This is a genomic window from Thalassobaculum sp., from assembly GCF_040219615.1.
In the GTDB taxonomy this organism is placed as follows: Bacteria; Pseudomonadota; Alphaproteobacteria; order Thalassobaculales; family Thalassobaculaceae; genus Thalassobaculum_A.
Genome location: NZ_JAVJSE010000020.1, coordinates 25,118 through 41,513 on the forward strand (window position 1 = coordinate 25,118; position 16,396 = coordinate 41,513).

Annotated in this window: 13 protein-coding genes; 8 read left to right on the top strand and 5 right to left on the bottom strand. The window is 71.6% G+C overall.

The features are described 5' to 3' along the window. Positions 1-7 precede the first annotated feature (7 nt). On the bottom strand, positions 8-1,447 hold the full coding sequence (locus tag RIC31_RS12360; RefSeq protein WP_350107474.1) for a TrkH family potassium uptake protein: 1,440 nt from the start codon (positions 1,445-1,447) through the stop codon (positions 8-10). Between the two features lie 118 nt (positions 1,448-1,565). Here RIC31_RS12360 and RIC31_RS12365 point away from each other — a divergent pair, with 118 nt between their 5' ends. Next, positions 1,566-3,350, top strand: coding sequence for an SLC13 family permease (locus tag RIC31_RS12365; protein WP_350107477.1), 1,785 nt, complete (start codon positions 1,566-1,568; stop codon positions 3,348-3,350). Positions 3,351-3,511: 161 nt separating this feature from the next. On the opposite strand, the gene RIC31_RS12370 is transcribed toward RIC31_RS12365, so the two are convergent. Next, complete coding sequence (locus tag RIC31_RS12370; RefSeq protein WP_350107480.1) at positions 3,512-4,447, bottom strand: DUF6963 family protein; 936 nt, start codon at positions 4,445-4,447, stop codon at positions 3,512-3,514. A gap of 12 nt (positions 4,448-4,459) precedes the next feature. Continuing rightward, on the bottom strand, positions 4,460-5,380 hold the full coding sequence (locus tag RIC31_RS12375) for a dihydrodipicolinate synthase family protein (protein ID WP_350107483.1): 921 nt from the start codon (positions 5,378-5,380) through the stop codon (positions 4,460-4,462). 171 nt (positions 5,381-5,551) lie between these two features. Between RIC31_RS12375 and RIC31_RS12380 the strand changes: the two genes are divergently transcribed. The 7 genes from RIC31_RS12380 to RIC31_RS12410 all read left to right on the top strand — a co-directional run bounded on the left by RIC31_RS12380 (position 5,552) and on the right by RIC31_RS12410 (position 14,679). After that, on the top strand, positions 5,552-6,505 hold the full coding sequence (locus RIC31_RS12380) for an AEC family transporter (protein ID WP_350107488.1): 954 nt from the start codon (positions 5,552-5,554) through the stop codon (positions 6,503-6,505). Positions 6,506-6,540: 35 nt separating this feature from the next. Continuing rightward, on the top strand, positions 6,541-7,422 hold the full coding sequence (locus RIC31_RS12385) for an NAD(P)-dependent oxidoreductase (RefSeq protein ID WP_350107491.1): 882 nt from the start codon (positions 6,541-6,543) through the stop codon (positions 7,420-7,422). Between the two features lie 107 nt (positions 7,423-7,529). Then, complete coding sequence (locus RIC31_RS12390; protein ID WP_350107495.1) at positions 7,530-8,852, top strand: trypsin-like serine protease; 1,323 nt, start codon at positions 7,530-7,532, stop codon at positions 8,850-8,852. Next, positions 8,849-9,160, top strand: a complete 312-nt coding sequence (locus RIC31_RS12395; RefSeq protein ID WP_350107498.1) for a hypothetical protein — start codon at positions 8,849-8,851, stop codon at positions 9,158-9,160. The genes RIC31_RS12390 and RIC31_RS12395 overlap by 4 nt, the downstream gene beginning before the upstream one ends. A 133-nt stretch (positions 9,161-9,293) precedes the next feature. Then, entirely contained in the window at positions 9,294-10,904 is a 1,611-nt protein-coding gene (locus RIC31_RS12400; RefSeq protein ID WP_350107501.1) for a trypsin-like serine protease, read from the top strand. Positions 10,905-11,057: 153 nt separating this feature from the next. Next, entirely contained in the window at positions 11,058-12,443 is a 1,386-nt protein-coding gene (locus tag RIC31_RS12405) for an amidase (RefSeq protein WP_350107504.1), read from the top strand. A gap of 220 nt (positions 12,444-12,663) precedes the next feature. Continuing rightward, positions 12,664-14,679, top strand: coding sequence for a YgiQ family radical SAM protein (locus RIC31_RS12410; RefSeq protein WP_350107561.1), 2,016 nt, complete (start codon positions 12,664-12,666; stop codon positions 14,677-14,679). Positions 14,680-14,689: 10 nt separating this feature from the next. Here the strand turns inward: RIC31_RS12410 and RIC31_RS12415 are convergent, their stop codons facing one another. Further along, positions 14,690-15,529, bottom strand: coding sequence for an ABC transporter permease (locus tag RIC31_RS12415; RefSeq protein WP_350107507.1), 840 nt, complete (start codon positions 15,527-15,529; stop codon positions 14,690-14,692). Continuing rightward, complete coding sequence (locus tag RIC31_RS12420) at positions 15,526-16,281, bottom strand: ABC transporter ATP-binding protein (RefSeq protein ID WP_350107511.1); 756 nt, start codon at positions 16,279-16,281, stop codon at positions 15,526-15,528. The genes RIC31_RS12415 and RIC31_RS12420 overlap by 4 nt, the downstream gene beginning before the upstream one ends. Positions 16,282-16,396 lie beyond the last annotated feature (115 nt).

Genomic DNA, 16,396 nt, shown 5'->3' on the forward strand with positions numbered 1-16,396 from the left:
AGATGACTCAGCGGCGCCAGAAATCCGGGTCGAGCATCACCAGAACCGTCAGCAGTTCCAGCCGACCGAGCAGCATGGCGACCGCCAGGATCCACTTGGCGGCGTCCGGCAGCGGGCCGAAATTGCCGGCCGGCCCGGCGATGGTGCCGAGCGCCGGCCCGACATTGGTGACCGCCGCGGCGGCGGCCGAGAACGCCGTCACCAGGTCGACACCGGTCGCCGCCAGCGCCACCGTGGTCAGGGCCGTGACGCCGCCGACCAGCAGCACCAGGCCCATGACCCCCTGCACCACCTCCGGCCCGACCGGTCGGCCCTGGTAGACCTGGGCGACCACCCGGTGCGGCCGGATCAGTTCCTGGACGGTGATCCGGAAGCGGCGGATCAGGATCTGCCAGCGGAAGATCTTCACCCCGCCGGTGGTCGACCCGGTGCAGCCGCCGCAGAACATCAGCACCAGCGCCAGGGCGGCGGCGAACGGCCCCCAGGCCTGCCAGTCGTAGGAGGCGTAGCCGGTCGTGGTGATGATCGAGGTCACCGAGAAGATGCCGTGGCGCAGGGCGTCCAGCGGGTCGTGGCCGGCCAGCACCGCCGACCACGCCAGCAGCAGGCCGCCGACCACCACGACACCGAGCATCGGCGGGATCTGGCTCCACGGCACGAAGCCCGAGGTTCCGCGCAGGGTCTGGACATACAGCAGGAACGGCACGGCGCCGGCCAGCATGAACACCACCGACACCCACTGGGCGGCCGGCGAGAAGCTGCCGAGCGAGGCGTCGCGGGTCGAGAAGCCGGCGGTCGAGACCGTCGTCATGGCGTGGTTCAGGGCGTCGAACCCGTCCATCCCGGCCAGGCCGTAGCTGATCGCCGCCAGCAGGGTGATGCCGAGATAGACGCTGAGCAGCCAGGTCGCCAGCTCGCGCGGGCGGGCCAGGATCTTGTCCGAAGTGTCGGAGGACTCCCGGCTCATCAGCTGCATGCCGCCGACCTTCAGCAGCGGCAGCACGGCGACCGCCATCATGACGATGCCGATGCCGCCGATCCACTGCAGCATCGAGCGCCACAGCAGTACCCCGGGCGGCAGGTCGTCGAGCCCGGCGATCACCGTGGCGCCGGTGGTGGTGAGCCCGCTGACCGCCTCGAAATAGGCGTCGGCCAGCGACAGGTTGGGTACCGTCCACATGAACGGCAGCGACGCCGCCATCGGCAGCACGGCCCACAGCCCGGTGGTCAGCAGGTAGGCCTCGCGCAGGCCGAGCTTCAGCGGGCCGCCGCGCGACGCCAGCATGGCGGCGCTGCCGAGGAATGCCGGCACCGCCACGCAGGGCAGGTATTCCGGCGCGTGGTCGGCCTCGAGCCACAGCTCCACCAGCGCCGGCACCGCCATGGTCGCCGCGAGAACGAGCACCAGAATGCCGCCGATGAACACGACGGGCCGTAGCTCAGGCATCCCCCTCCCTCCGGTGGAACCCCAGTCCGGAACCCCCGGCTCCGGCAATGCGTTGGGCGACGCGGGGTCGTCGACGCGGTTAAGGTGTCGCGATCCCCATCGAGGCACAAGGGCGTCCATGAACTTCGACCAGTCCGCCATCCTCACCGTGCTCGTCGCGGTGGTTGCCCTGTTCGTGTGGGGGCGGCTGCGGGTCGACGTGATCGCCCTGCTGGCCCTGACGGTCTCCGTCGCGATCGGGGTGGTGCCGGCCGGCGAGGCGTTCGCCGGGTTCGGGCACCCGGCGGTGATCACGGTCGCCGCGGTGCTCGGGCTGTCGGCGGCGCTCGGCCGTACCGGAGTGATCGACCTGATCGCCTCGCGGATCGGCCGACTGTCGGGCAACCGCATGATCCAGACCTCGGCGCTGTGCGGCCTCGGCGGCGCGCTGTCCGGCTTCATGAACAACGTCGGCGCGCTGGCACTGCTGATGCCGGTGGCGCTGTCGATGGCCCGGCGCGGCGGCTTCCGGTCCGGCATCGTGCTGATGCCGCTGGCCTTCGCGACGATTCTCGGCGGCATGACGACGCTGATCGGCACCCCGCCGAACCTGCTGGTGTCCAGCTTCCGGCGGGAGGTCGCCGGCTCCAGCTTCGGGCTGTTCGACTTCGCCTGGGTCGGCGTGCCGCTGGCGCTGGCGGGCATCGCCTTCGTCACCCTGGTGGGCTGGCGGCTGCTGCCGGTGCGCGGGCGCAGCGGCGGAACCGACGACCAGCCCTTCGACATCGAAGCCTACCTGACCGAGCTGCGGGTCCCGGAGGGCTCGCCGGTGATCGGCCGGCGTCTCAGCGAGGTGCTGAAGGAGGTCGAGCAGCCGCCGGTCATCGACGCCCTGATCCGTCGCTGGAACCAGGTGGTGCGCCGGCTGCACCATGCGGTGCTGCAGCAGGGTGACGTGCTGATCGCCGAGGGCGAGACCGAGACGATCCAGGCGCTGGTGGCGCGCGGCTTCGAGCTGGTGCCGGCCAAGGAGCTCGAGCGCAGCGACGGCGGCGGGCTGGTCGGGCGCGAGGCGCTGGCGCTGATGGAGGTGGTGGTGCCGCCGCGCGCCTGGATCGAGGGCCGCACCGCCAAGACCATCGACCTGCGCGCCCGTTTCGGCCTGAATCTGCTGGCGATCGCGCGGTCCGGCTCGACCCTCGAGCGTCGACTGCGCGACCAGCGCTTCGCCGCCGGCGACGTGCTGCTGCTGCAGGGTGAGCGTGAGGGGCTGCTGGAGGCGGTGCGGGCCATCGGCTGCCTGCCGCTGGCCGAACGGCGCATCGGACTGCAGCCGGGGCGGGCGCTGGTGCCCATGGTGCTGTTCGCGGCTGCCGTGGGCGCGACCGCCTTCGGCGTGTTCCCGGCCGCGGTCTCGCTGGTCGCGGCCCTGCTCGGCATGGTCCTGGCGCGTGTCGTGAGCGCGCGCGAGGTCTACGAGGCGATCGACTGGCAGGTGATCGTGCTGCTGGCCGCCATGATCCCGGTCGGCGGCGCGCTCGACAGCACCGGGGCGGCGCGGCTGCTGGCCGAGGGCCTGGCATCACTGGCCGGCCAGCTGCCGCCGCGGGTGCTGCTGGGGCTGGTGCTGGTGCTGACCATGACCCTGTCCGACGTGATGAACAACGCCGCCACCGCGGTGGTGATGGCGCCGATCGGCGTCGGCATCGCGGCGGCGCTGGGCGTCGACCCGGATCCGATGCTGATGGCGGTGGCGGTCGGCGCCTCGGCGGCGTTCCTGACGCCGATCGGTCACCAGAACAACCTGCTGGTCATGGGCCCCGGCGGCTACCGGTTCGGCGACTACTGGCGCATGGGGCTGCCGCTGGAGGTGCTGCTGACGGGTCTCGCGGTGTGGCTGATCCCGGTGATGTGGCCGTTCTGACGGCTGCTGGACGCTGCGTGGGTTCCGGCTCCGTCTCGCCTCCGGCGACCCGGTCCGGAATGACGACGAGAGAAGAAGCGCCTCCTCCAAACCTGTCGTCATTCCGGACGGACGCGTCGCCTCGACGCGGTCGAGCCGGAACCAACGAAGCGACGGGCGCGTCAGTCCGGCTGCCAGCTCACGGTGTCGGAGGCTGGCGCGACCTCCGCGATGCGGCCGTCGTCGAGCCGGCAATAGGCCTCGGACACGGTGGCGCCGACCCTGGCGCCGCCGCGGTACACCGGAGTCCCGAGATACACCGCGCCGGAGGTCCAGCCGGCGAAACCGGCGAGCGACGGGTTGGCGCTGACGATCCGCGCGACCGCGCCGTCGGCGCCCAGCCAGAGGCCGTCCTCGGACCCGGCCTCGACCGTCATTCCGGCCGTCAGCCGGACCGCAGGCGGCAGCGGCAGGGCGGACTCCAGCACCGTACGCGCCGCCCCGGCGGCGAGTGCCGCCAGGCCCTCGAAGGGCTGGATGGCGTTGTGCAGGACCGCCACCTCGGCGGCGCCGCCGCGCACCGTCAGCCGGGCCGAGCCGCGGTCGCAACGGCGCCGGACCCGGTCGGTCTCGGCCATGCCGATGCCGGCGGCGGTGACCGCGATCAGGCCCGCGTCGAGCTCGGGGTTGGCGTCGAGCACGGCCGCGACCGCGATCTGCGGTGTCGTGCCGTCCGCCAGCAGGCGTAGCGCCGCGATGTTGACCGCGATCCCGTCGCTGCCGGGCCGGTCCGGCCGCCGGTGCCCGGTCACCAGCCCGGCCGGTCCGGCGGCCAGGAACTGGGTCAGCGGCTCGGGCCGGTTCGGACCGCTGGAGATCAGCGCCGCGACGGTCGCCGCCCCGGCCCGCTCCAGCAGGCCGCGGCGGGCGAGGTCGGCGGCCAGCGCGTCGTGGCCGCCGTCCTGGGTCTCGGCGTCGATCGGCACGCCGTCGGCACCGAGCGCCCGGAACACCCCGAAGCCGCGGATCTCGCCGGATCCGACCGCCTCGACGGCGGCCAGCCCGGCCAGCACCGCGCGGCCGGCGGACGCGCCGCGGGCGGCGATCCCGATGGTCATCGGCTCAGGCCGTCAGGCCGCCATCGCCGGCAGCCGGAAGTCGACCTTCTTCATGTCGGCCACCAGCTGCTCGGCACGCTCGGCCGGCAGCGGCAGGAACGGCGCCCGCACGTTGCGCCAGGACGGCCGGCCGCTCTCGCGGGCCAGCAGTTCCTTCAGGCCGGCCGCCGCCGGGTAGGCCTGCAGCGCCAGGCGCTGGGCGGTCAGCTGCTCCTGCAGGCGCTCGGCGTCCGGCGCCCCGGCCTTCCAGGCGGCGTAGACCGCGCCGCACATCATCGAGGTGCAGTTGCCGGTGGCGGTGATGGTGCCGACGCCGCCGGCCCTGAGGGTGTCGAGCAGGTAGCGCTCGGTGCCGGCGAACACGTCGAAGCCGGGGAACTTGGCCGCCATCGCCTTCATGTTCTCGAAGTCGCCGGAGCTGTCCTTGATGCCGCAGAACACGCCCGGGAAGTCGGCCAGGAAGCGGCCGATCAGCTCGTGGCCGAACGGCACCGCCGACATCTGCGGGAAGTGGTAGAGATAGACCTTGAGCCTGGGGTCGGCGACCTGCTCCAGCACCCGCGCGAAATGGGCGTACAGGCCGTCGTCGGACGGGTTCTTGTAGTAGAACGGCGGCAGCATCAGCGCCGATTCGATGCCGATCTCCAGGGTCTTCCGCGTCAGGTCGACGGTGTCCGGCAGGGCGCAGCAGCCGGTCCCGATCATCATCCGGTGCATCGGCAGGCCGGAGGCGGCGAGCGCGTCCAGGAAGTCCAGCCGCTCCTTCAGCGACAGCGAGTTGGCCTCGCCGGTGGTGCCGAACAGCAGGACGCCGTCGCAGCCGTTGGCGAGCAGCCACCGGCTGTGGGCGATGGTGCCCTGAACGTCGATCGACAGGTCGTCGTTGAAGGCGGTCAGGCCGGCGGCCATCACGCCCTTGATCCGCTCGCTCATGGTGTCCTCCCGGGGAGAGAAATCGCGGCGCACATTAGGCGGGAGGGGGCGCGCCGGGCAAGCGGGAGCGACGCACCGGCCGGTCGCGATCCGCCTGCACCGTCCCGGCACCTCACCGGTTCCCGAACCGGCCCTCGACAGGCCCCGGTCGCCACCCTAGCCTCCGGCCCCATGCAGCCCGTGTTCGACGTCGTCCTGCCGGTGTTCGCGATCCTGGCGGCCGGATGGGCGGCCGGGCGCATCGGCCCGTTCCCGCCGTCGGCGACCGCGGTGCTGAACGACTTCGTCTACTGGGTCGCCTTCCCGGTGCTGATCTTCCGGGCGATGGCGACGGCGCCGCTGACCGACACCTTCGACCTGCCGTTCCTGGCCGCCTATTCCGGCGGGGTGTTCGGGGTGTTCACGATCAGCTACGTGGTCGGGATGCTGGTGTTCCGGGCCCGGCCGGCGGCGCTGGCGCTGCAGGCGATGTGCGTGATCTTCGCCAACACCGGCTACATGGGCGTACCCCTGCTGCCGGTCGCCTTCGGCCCCGAGGCCCTGCTGCCGGCGGTCATCCTGACGGTCTACAACGCCGCCTTCATGGTGGCGCTGTTCGTGGTGCTGATCGAACTCGACCTGCGCGCCGCCGACCCGCCGCTGCAGGTGGTGGCCGGGGTGCTGCGCGCGGTCGCCCTGAACCCGCTGGTGCTGTCGACCGCCGCCGGGGTGGCGTGGTCGGCGGCCGGGCTCGGCCTGCCGACGCCGATCCGCACCTTCTGCGACATCCTCGGCGCCGCGGCGGCGCCCGCGGCGCTGTTCGCCATGGGGCTGTTCCTGGTCGGCAAGCCGCTGCGCGCCGGCCTCGGCGAGGTCAGCTGGCTGGTGTTCCTGAAGCTGCTGGTGCAGCCGGCGATCGTCGCCTGGCTGGCGCTCGGCCCGCTCGGGCACGGGCCGCTGGCGCTGGATTCCCTGCAGGCGCGATCGGTGATCCTGGGGGCGGCGCTGCCGACCGGCTCGCTGGTGTTCGTGCTGGCCTACCGCTACCGTCTGTACGTCGAGCGGTCGACCTCGGTGATCCTGATCTCGACGGTGCTGTCGGCCGTGACGCTGTCGGTCCTGCTGCTGCTGCTCGGCACCGGCTGACCGCGCCGGCTCAAGAATACTCCCGGAGGATTCCAATGACCTCAGAAGCGCTCTCCCTCGGCTATGTCGGCCTCGGCCTGATGGGCGGTCCGATGGCCCGCAGGCTGCTGGCGGCCGGCTACCCGCTGACGGTCTGGAACCGCGACCCGGCGAAGTCGGCCGCCCTGGCCGCGGCCGGCGCGACGGTCGTCGGATCGGCCGCCGAGGCGGCGGCCGCCAGCGACGTGGTGTTCACCTGCCTGACCGACACCGCAGCGGTCGAGGCGGTGGTGTTCGGGGACAACGGCATCGCCGCCGGGGCGAAGGCCGGCTCGGTCCTGGTCGACTTCTCGTCGATGCGCCCGGACGCCGCCGCCGCCTTTTCCGCCCGGCTGCGCGGGCAGGCCGGCATGGGCTGGATCGACGCCCCGGTCTCCGGCGGCGTACCGGGCGCCACCAACGGCACCCTGGCGGTGATGGCCGGCGGCGAGCAGGCCGATTTCGACCGGGTGGCGCCGGTGGTGGCGCATCTGGCCGGCCGCTTCACCCTGATGGGGCCGAACGGGGCGGGCCAGACCACCAAGCTGATCAACCAGATGATCGTCGGCTGCGGCTTCGCGGTGGTCGCCGAGGCCTGCCAGCTGGCCGAGGACGCCGGCATCGACCCGGCCAGGATCCCGCAGGCCCTGGCCGGCGGCCGCGCCGACTCGCCGATCCTGCAGCAGTACATGCCGCGCATGGCGGCGCGCGACCGCGAGGTGCAGGCCCGCATCGCCATCCTGATCAAGGACCTGAACACCGTCATGGACGAGGCCCGGCGGCTCGGCTCGGCGCTGCCGATGACCGGGCTGGCGACCGAACTGCACAAGCTGGTGGCGCGCCACGGCCTGGCCGACGCCGACAACGCCGAGTATGTCAGCCTGTTCGACGCCGGCTGACACATCCGGCAGAGGCCGCGACTCGCTGAACACGCCGGTCTCGGGTACCCTCGCGTGCGGGGGAACGGAGCAGGAGCGCGCGGGGCCGAGCGAGGGATGACGGCGGCATGACCGTTCTGGGTACCGACGATCGCGTCCGGGTCGGCGACACCACGGCCTACCCGTTCTCTGCCGTCGTCCAGGTCCGCGTCGACTTCGACGGCGACGGCGCCTACGACGGCTGGGGCACCGGCGCGATGATCAGCGCCAACGACGTGCTGACCGCCGGCCACGTGCTCTGGGATTCCGAGTACGGCTACGCCAGGAACGTCCAGGTGATCCCGGCGCGCGACGGCAACTCGGTGCCGTTCGGCACCGCGCTCGGCACCGCCTGGCACGTCCCGGACGCCTATGTCGCCACCTCCGGAAGCACCTACTACGACATCGGCGTGATCAACCTGAACTCGGCGATCGGCAGCGCAACCGGCTCGTTCGCGCTGCAGGGCAACGACAACGACGACCTGGTCGGCACCATCGTCACCACCGCCGGCTTCCCGGGCGACCTGTCGTCGAACGGCTCGGTCATGATCACCACCGGCGGCGACATCGACGGCGCCCAGGGCGCGTCGCGGATCTACTACGACGGCGCGCTGGATTCCTACGGCGGGCAGAGCGGCTCGCCGCTGTGGGTCACGATCAACGGCACGCCCACCATCGTCGGCGTGCACACCACCGGCGGCAGCCTCTACAACGGCGGCACCGCGGTCACCGACGCCTTCTTCGACCTGATCTCCGGCTGGACCGGCGGCGACATCACCGCCGTGTCGTCCGCCGCCAGCACGACCGCCGGGACCGACGCCGCCGACACCATGGTCGGCAGCAGCGGCGGCGACGTGCTGGCCGGCCTGGACGGCGGCGACCTGATCACCGGCGGCGCCGGTGACGACGTGCTGTACGGCAACATCGGCAACGACCTGCTGAGCGGCGGGGCCGGCACCGACACCCTGTATGGCGGCCAGAACGACGGGCCTGCCCTGGCCGACGGCAGCCACCGGAGCGGGACCGAGACCGTCGTGGGCGGCGACGGCGACGACCTGGCGTACGGCAACTTCGGCGCCGACCTGCTGTTCGGCGAGAACGGCGCCGACATCCTCTACGGCGGCCAGGATGCCGACACCCTGTACGGCGGCGACGGCAACGACGTGCTGTACGGCAATCTCGGCGACGACCTGCTGTATGGCGACGGCGCCGCTTCCTCCACCGGGTCCGGCATCGACACCCTGTATGGCGGCGGCGGCGAGGATACCGCGGTCTACCTGGGCGACCTGGCGGCCTACAGCCTCGCGAGCCTGGCCGACGGCGGGGTGCAGATCAGCGGCTTCGACGTGGTCTACGACGTCGAGTACCTGCGGTTCGCCGATACCGTCGTGACGGTCGACAGCCTGATATGATGGGTCGCCGCGGCGCGCTGCTGCTGCTCGCCCTGGCGCCGGCGCTGTCCGGCTGCCCGGCGGCTTCCGGAGGCGGATATCCGATGCAGGTGCACGGCCTGACGATCGAGCGGATCGACCCCGACCACCGGGTGCTGCTGGCCGACGGCCTGCAGATCGCCGGCGACGCCCGGCTGGCCGGGGCTTTGAAGGGCGGCGGCGGCACCATCCGCGACGTCACCGTGCTCGAGCGCTTCCCGCCGGTCTTCGTCGTCACCTACGACGACGGCGAGTCCCGCCGGTACCGGAGCCGCCGCCCCCGACCTTGAAGGACGCCTCCGGTCAATATCGAACGGTTGTTAAATATCGCTCAATCGGCCGGGATGGTTGCTCTTGTCGTCGAATTTCCACAGTCTGTTGGGATGATGGGGCGGTGCGATCGCGCACCGGAGGGAGCGTTCGATGACAGTTCTGGGAGTCGACAATCGCAGCCAGGTCGGCGGCACTACGGCCAATCCGTATTCCGCCGTCGTGCTGGTCCGGGTCGACTTCGACGGCGACGGCGCCTACGAGAGTTGGGGCAGCGGCGCGATGATCAGTGCGAACGACGTACTGACCGCCGCCCACGTCCTGTGGGACCCGACCTACGGCTACGCGAAGAACGTCCAGGTCGTGCCCGCCATGTCGGGCGGATCGACGCCGTTCGGCACCGCCCAGGCAACCGCACTGCACGTCACGGACGGCTACGTGGCGGCCGGCGGTGACCTGAACGTCGACTTTGGCGTGGTCAACCTCGGTTCCTCGATCGGGGCAGCCACCGGGACCTTCGCGCTGCAGCCGAGCCGCGACAGCGCCGTCCTGATCGGCGACACGGTGGTCACCGCCGGCTATCCCGGGGACTGGTCCTCCGACGGCTCTGTCATGGTGACCGCCAGCGGCGAGATCCACGGCCGGTTCGGCGGAACCCGCGCGGTCTACAGCGACACGCTGGACACCTATGGCGGCCAGAGCGGGTCGCCGCTGTGGCAGATCGTCAACGGCCAGCCGACGGTCGTCGGCATCCATACCGCCGGCTTCGCGACCTACAACAACGGCACCGTGGTCACCACCGACTTCTACAACGTAATCGCGGCCTGGACCGGTGGCGACACCAGGACCAGTATGACCAGCCCGACCACCACACACGGCGACAGCGTCGCCGGCACCGACACCGTCGACCTCATCACCGGCAATGCGTACGGGAATCGGCTGTTCGGCTATGGCGCGGACGATGCGGTGCTGGGCGGTGCCGGCAACGACCTCATCTACGGAAACCTCGGAACCGATCTGCTGAGCGGCGGCGACGGCGCCGACACCATCTTCGGCGGCCAGAATTCCGGTCCGGTCGGCGCCGACGGCTTCATGCGGTCTGGAAACGAGACCGTGATCGGCGGCTCCGGCGACGACGTTCTCTACGGCAACGTCGGCACCGACTACCTGTACGGCGAGAACGGCAACGACCGGCTGTTCGGCGGCCAGGACGCCGATGTGCTCCTGGGCGGCGGCGGCGACGACCGGTTGGCCGGCAACCGCGGCAACGACTTCCTGTCCGGCGGCGACGGGTACGACACCCTGTCCGGCGGCGCTGGCGACGACGTGGTGGTTGGCGGCCTGGGCAGGGACAAGCTCGACGGTGGCGATGGCAGCGACCGGCTCAGCGGTGGCTCCAGCGACGATACCATCTCCGGCGGCGCCGGCGACGACCTCCTGAGCGGTGGCGACGGCTTAGACACCCTGATGGGCGGCGCCGGCAACGACACGGTGATCGGCGGGTACTATCACGACCGGGTCAGCGGCGGCGCCGGCGACGACCTCCTGTACGGCGATGGCACCGATATCTCCACCGGCGGATCCTGGGACCTGATCGACGGCGGCGAAGGCGAGGACACCGCCGTGTACCTGCTGGACTCGTCGCGCTACACGGTGACCCGGTCGGACAGCGGAGTGTACTACCTGAACAGCTGGGAGAGCCTGCGCAACGTGGAGTATCTCCGGTTCGCGGACACCATCGTCGCCATCGACAGCCTGCTCTGAGCCGAAACGCGCGGGACTTCTTGCCCTTGCCGCGCGCCCGGTCTCGCCCCTCCGCTTCCGCTTGCCCGCCGTGGGCCGGCCGTGCGACCGTTTGGTCCCGCCCAGACGTGCTGCGAAATCCAGCCGATTACCCAAGCGATCCTGGAGAGTGAGATGGCCAACTTGCCCGCCGATCCCTTCGAGAGCGGCATCGCGCCGTTCGCCATGGATTTCCGCGGCGGCCGGATCACCGCGGTCGAGGCGGTCGAGGCCTGCCTGGCCCGGATCGCGGCGCTGAACCCCAGGCTCAACGCGTTCGAGCTGGTCGACGGCGAGCGCGCCCGGCAGGCGGCGCGCGGCATCGACGCGCTGTATGCCGCCGGCACCGACCTCGGCCCGCTGATGGGCGTGCCGCTGGCGGTCAAGGACATCATCGCGGTCGACGGCCTGCCGACCAGCAACGGCTCGCTGTACCCGACCGCCCATCTGACCGGCGACGAGGGACCGCTGATCCGCCAGCTCAAGGCGGCCGGCTGCATCGTCATCGGCAAGACCAGGACGGTCGAGTTCGCGCTCGGCGCGACTGGCGTCAACGAGGCCCGCGGCACGCCGTGGAACCCCTGGGATGCCGGGGTCCACCGGTTCCCGGGCGGCTCGTCCAGCGGTTCCGCCGTCGCGGTGGCGTCCGGTCTCTGCGGCTTCGCGCTCGGCACCGACACCGGCGGCTCGATCCGCATCCCGGCCAGTTTCACCGGCCTGTTCGGGCACAAGACCACGGTCGGGCGCTGGCCGACCGAGGGGGTCTTTCCGCTGTCGCCGACCCTGGATTCCATCGGCCCGCTGTGCCGCAGCGCCGGCGACGCCGCGCTGATCCACGCCGTGGTCACCGGCGAGCCGCTGCCGATGCCGGCCCGCCTGGAGGGGCTGAAGCTGGGACGGCCGAAGCAGATGTTCTTCGACGACCTGGACGACATCACCCGCTCGACCGTGGAATCGGCGCTGCTGGCGCTGTCGGCCGCCGGGGTCGAGATCGTCGAGATCGACATCCCCGAGGTCGAGGAGCGGGCCCGGCTGTTCCCGGCCATCGTCCCGGCCGAGCTGATCGCCCGGCTGACCCCGGAAGGCTTCGCCGAGGCCCGGCCGGCGATGGACCCGACCACCGCCGCGCGCGCCGCGCACGGCCTGGAGGTCGGCGCCATCGAGTACTGCGCCGCGCAGTTCCGCCTGCGCGAGCTGGAGACGATCGCCGCCGAGCGGTTCGCCGGGCTGGACGCCTGGGTGGCGCCGAGCACCCCGTTCACCGCCATGCCGGTCGAGAACCTGCAGTATCCGGAGGAAGCCAGGCGGGCGATGCTGTCGTCGCGCAACACCCAGCCGGCCAACATCTTCGGGATCTGCGGAGTCAGCATGCCGATCCAGCAGTTCGGCGCGCCGCTGCCGGTCGGCCTGCAGCTGATGGCGCCGCGCAACGACGACGCCCGGCTGCTGTCGCTGTCGCTGGCCTTCGAGCCGGTGCTGGGCGTCGGCACCCCGCCGGACCTGAGCGGGTTCCTGGGCTGAGGCGCGCGCAGGGCAGGGCTGCGGGGGCGGCCGGCATCGCCGGATCGCCGCGGCGCCCGGAATCCGCTATGCTGGCACCCGGCGCCGATGCGAGGCGCCCCGACCCCCAGCACCACGAGGCATGTCCGTGAACGCCGTCCGCCCCCGCAAAGGCCCGCGGGAGATCTTCAAGTACCGGAAATACTGGGCCGAGCGCTTCGGCACCGCCCCGTTCCTGCCGATGAGCCGGGCCGAGATGGACCTGCTCGGCTGGGACAGCTGTGACGTGATCCTGGTGACCGGCGACGCCTATGTCGACCATCCCAGCTTCGGCATGGCGGTGGTCGGCCGCACCCTCGAGGCCCAGGGCTTCCGGGTCGGCATCATCGCCCAGCCGGACTGGACCAGCGCCGAGGCGTTCACGGCACTGGGCCGGCCGAACCTGTATTTCGGCGTGACCGCCGGCAACATGGACAGCCTGGTCAACAACTACACCGCCGACAAGCGGGTCCGGCGGGACGACAACTACACGCCGCACGCCGCACCGGGCAAACGGCCGGACCGGGCGGTCCTGGTCTACTCCCAGCGCTGCCGCGAGGCGTTCCCGGACGTGCCGATCGTGATCGGCGGGATCGAGGCGTCGCTGCGCCGGATCGCCCATTACGACCACTGGAGCGAGAAGGTCCGGCGCTCGGTCCTGATCGACAGCAAGGCCGACGTGCTGCTGTACGGCAACGCCGAGCGCGCGGTGATCGAGGTCACCCACCGCATCGCCCGCGGCGACGACCCGCGCGAGCTGTTCGACGTGCGCGGGCTGACCCTGGTCAGGACGCCGTCCGCGCCCGATTTCCGCGAGGTCGACATGACCTCGATCGACGACGCGCCGGAACGGGCCGCCCGCGACGACGACGCCCAGGTGATCCGCCTGCCGTCCTACGAGACCGTGCGCGACGACCCGGAGGTCTACGCCCAGGCGTCGCGCATCCTCCACCTCGAGAGCAACCCCGGCAACGCCCGGCCGCTGGTGCAGCGCCACGGCGACCGCGACATCTGGGTGACCCCGCCGCCGATCCCGCTGTCGACCAGGGAAATGGACTGGGTGTTCGACCATCCCTATGCCCGGGCGCCGCATCCGTTCTACGGCGACGCCCGGATCCCGGCCTGGGAGATGATCCGGTTCTCGGTCAACATCATGCGCGGCTGCTTCGGCGGCTGCACCTTCTGCTCGATCACCGAGCACGAGGGCCGCATCATCCAGAGCCGCAGCCAGGACTCGATCCTGCGCGAGATCGAGGACATGCGCGACAAGGTCCCGGGCTTCACCGGCCAGGTGTCCGATCTCGGCGGGCCGACCGCCAACATGTACCGCATGGCCTGCAAGGACCCGGAGATCGAGAAGTCCTGCCGGCGCCTGTCCTGCGTCTACCCGACCATCTGCAAGAACCTGAACACCGACCACAAGCCGCTGATCGACCTGTACCGCGCGGCCCGCGGCACCGAGGGCGTCAAGAAGGTCTCGATCAGCTCCGGCCTGCGCTACGACCTGGCGGTCGAGAGCCCGGAATACGTCGAGGAGCTGGTGACCCACCATGTCGGCGGGTACCTCAAGATCGCGCCGGAGCACACCGAGGAGGGCCCGCTCTCCCGGATGATGAAGCCGGGCATCGGCTCCTACGACAAGTTCAAGGCGATGTTCGACGCGGCGGCGGCCAAGGCCGGCAAGAAGTACTACCTGATCCCGTACTTCATCGCCGCCCATCCCGGCTGCACCGACGAGGACATGATGAACCTCGCGCTGTGGCTGAAGAAGAACGGCTACCGGGCCGACCAGGTGCAGACCTTCACCCCGACCCCGATGGCGATGGCGACCGCGATGTACTATTCGGGCCGCAACCCGCTGCGGCCGGTGCGCCGGTCGGGCGCCGAGCGGGTGGAGACCGCCAAGGGGCTGCGCGAGCGGCGGCTGCACAAGGCGTTCCTGCGCTACCACGACCCGGAGAACTGGCCGCTGCTGCGCGACGCGCTGAAGGCGATGGGGCGCGGCGACCTGATCGGCAACGGCAAGCACCACCTGATCCCGCGCTGGCAGCCGGCCGGCACCGGCAAGGCCGGCGGCGAGGGCCGTCGCCGCAGGGCCGGCGATCCTACCCCGGCCGGCTGGAAGCTGCCGCACCGCCCGGCGGAGCTGGAGCGCGAGGGCGCCGGCCGGCCCGGCCGCAAGCCGCGGCCGTCGCCGCGCGGCCGCGGCGCCCGGTAGCGCGCGCCGGCTATTCCCCGGTCTGCAGCAGCCGGCCGTCGCGCCGCGCGGCGGCGAACGCCCAGGCGAACACGCCGGCGCCGATCGCCACGTAGACCGCGTCGAGCGCCAGGGCGCCGGCCAGCAGGTCCCAGCGGAACACATGGTCGACCATGACGGCGCGCATGCCCTCGAACACATAGGCCGACGGGGTCGACCAGGCCAGCCACTGCACCGAGTCCGGCAGGGTCGAGACCGGGTAGTAGACGCAGCTGATCGGCGCGAAGGCGAACAGCGCGACCCAGGCCAGGGATTCGGCGCCGAGCCCGTAGCGCAGCACCATCGCCACGATCACCATGCCCATGCCCCAGCCCATCAGCAGCAGCGCGGTGAAGAACGCCACCAGCGGCAGCCCCAGGTCGAACAGCGAGAACGCGTACAGCAGGACCGCGATGACCGCCGCGATGCCGGCGCCGAGCGAGGTCCGGATCAGGCTCATGGTCATCAGCGAGGCCACCAGTTCCCAAGGCCTGAGCGGGCTGACGAACAGGTGGCCGAGATTGCGCGACCACATCTCCTCCAGGAAGCAGATCGAGAACCCGATCTGGCCGCGGAACAGCACGTCCCACAGCAGCACCCCGGCGATCAGCACCCCGGCGGCGTCGGCCAGCCAGTTCGAGTGGCTGGTGAAGAACTGGCTGATCAGCCCCCACAGGATCATCTGGATGGTCGGCCAGTAGGCCAGCTCGGCGATCCGCGGCCAGGACCCGCGGATCAGGTACCAGTAGCGGCGCACCATGGCGGCGACCCGGCGGGCCGAGGCCAGCGGCCCGGCCTGCGGGCGGCGGTACGGGATCGCGGCTTCGCTCACGGCACCGCCTCCAGCCGGTCGCCGCTGCGGCGTTCGCGGGCGATGTCCAGGAACACGTCCTCCAGGGTCTGCCGGCCGTAGCGTGCCAGCAGCTCGGCCGGCGAGCCCCGGTCGACGACGCGGCCGCGCCGCAGCATCAGCACGTCGTCGCACAGCCGCTCGACCTCGCCCATGTTGTGCGAGGCCAGCAGGATGGTGGCGCCGGTGCGGTCGCGGTAGTCCTCGAGATAGCGCCGCACCCAGTCGCCGGTGTCCGGGTCGAGCGAGGCGGTCGGCTCGTCCAGCAGCAGCACTTCCGGCCGGTTGATCAGCGCCTTGGCCAGCGACACCCGGGTCTTCTGGCCGGCCGACAGCTTGCCGGTGGCGCGCTTCAGCAGCTCGCCGAACTGCAGCCGGTCGGCCAGCTCGCGCACCCGCTCGCGGGGGTCGGGCTCGCCGTACAGCTCGGCATAGACCAGCAGGTTCTGCTCGACCGTCAGGCGGTGCGGCAGGTCGACATAGGGCGACGAGAAGTTCATGCGCGGCAGCACCGCGTAGCGGTCGGTCGCCAGGTCGTGGCCGAGCACCCGGACGCTGCCGGCGGTCGGCGTCAGCAGGCCGAGCAGCATGGAGATGGTCGTGGTCTTGCCGGCGCCGTTGCCGCCCAGCAGGCCGACGGTGCGGCCGGCGGCGGCGCTGAAGCTGATCTCGTCGACCGCGACGACCTCGCCGAAGGTCTTGCGCAGGCCGCTGACCTCGAGGGCGTCGGTCATCGGGGTACCGGGGTGAATTGCAGGGGCGCTGAGGGCGCAAGGAAGATAGGGGCGGGTGGGAAACCCGGCAACCCGGCGATATCGGCCCGGCGCCGGAGCGTGCGGCGGCGAGGCA

Coding starts and splice junctions, on each gene's coding strand:
- RIC31_RS12360 (WP_350107474.1), bottom strand. CDS start 1,447: ATGCCTGAGCTACGGCCCGTCGTGTTCATCGGCGGCATTCTGGTGCTC.
- RIC31_RS12365 (WP_350107477.1), top strand. CDS start 1,566: ATGAACTTCGACCAGTCCGCCATCCTCACCGTGCTCGTCGCGGTGGTT.
- RIC31_RS12370 (WP_350107480.1), bottom strand. CDS start 4,447: ATGACCATCGGGATCGCCGCCCGCGGCGCGTCCGCCGGCCGCGCGGTG.
- RIC31_RS12375 (WP_350107483.1), bottom strand. CDS start 5,380: ATGAGCGAGCGGATCAAGGGCGTGATGGCCGCCGGCCTGACCGCCTTC.
- RIC31_RS12380 (WP_350107488.1), top strand. CDS start 5,552: ATGCAGCCCGTGTTCGACGTCGTCCTGCCGGTGTTCGCGATCCTGGCG.
- RIC31_RS12385 (WP_350107491.1), top strand. CDS start 6,541: ATGACCTCAGAAGCGCTCTCCCTCGGCTATGTCGGCCTCGGCCTGATG.
- RIC31_RS12390 (WP_350107495.1), top strand. CDS start 7,530: ATGACCGTTCTGGGTACCGACGATCGCGTCCGGGTCGGCGACACCACG.
- RIC31_RS12395 (WP_350107498.1), top strand. CDS start 8,849: ATGATGGGTCGCCGCGGCGCGCTGCTGCTGCTCGCCCTGGCGCCGGCG.
- RIC31_RS12400 (WP_350107501.1), top strand. CDS start 9,294: ATGACAGTTCTGGGAGTCGACAATCGCAGCCAGGTCGGCGGCACTACG.
- RIC31_RS12405 (WP_350107504.1), top strand. CDS start 11,058: ATGGCCAACTTGCCCGCCGATCCCTTCGAGAGCGGCATCGCGCCGTTC.
- RIC31_RS12410 (WP_350107561.1), top strand. CDS start 12,664: ATGAGCCGGGCCGAGATGGACCTGCTCGGCTGGGACAGCTGTGACGTG.
- RIC31_RS12420 (WP_350107511.1), bottom strand. CDS start 16,281: ATGACCGACGCCCTCGAGGTCAGCGGCCTGCGCAAGACCTTCGGCGAG.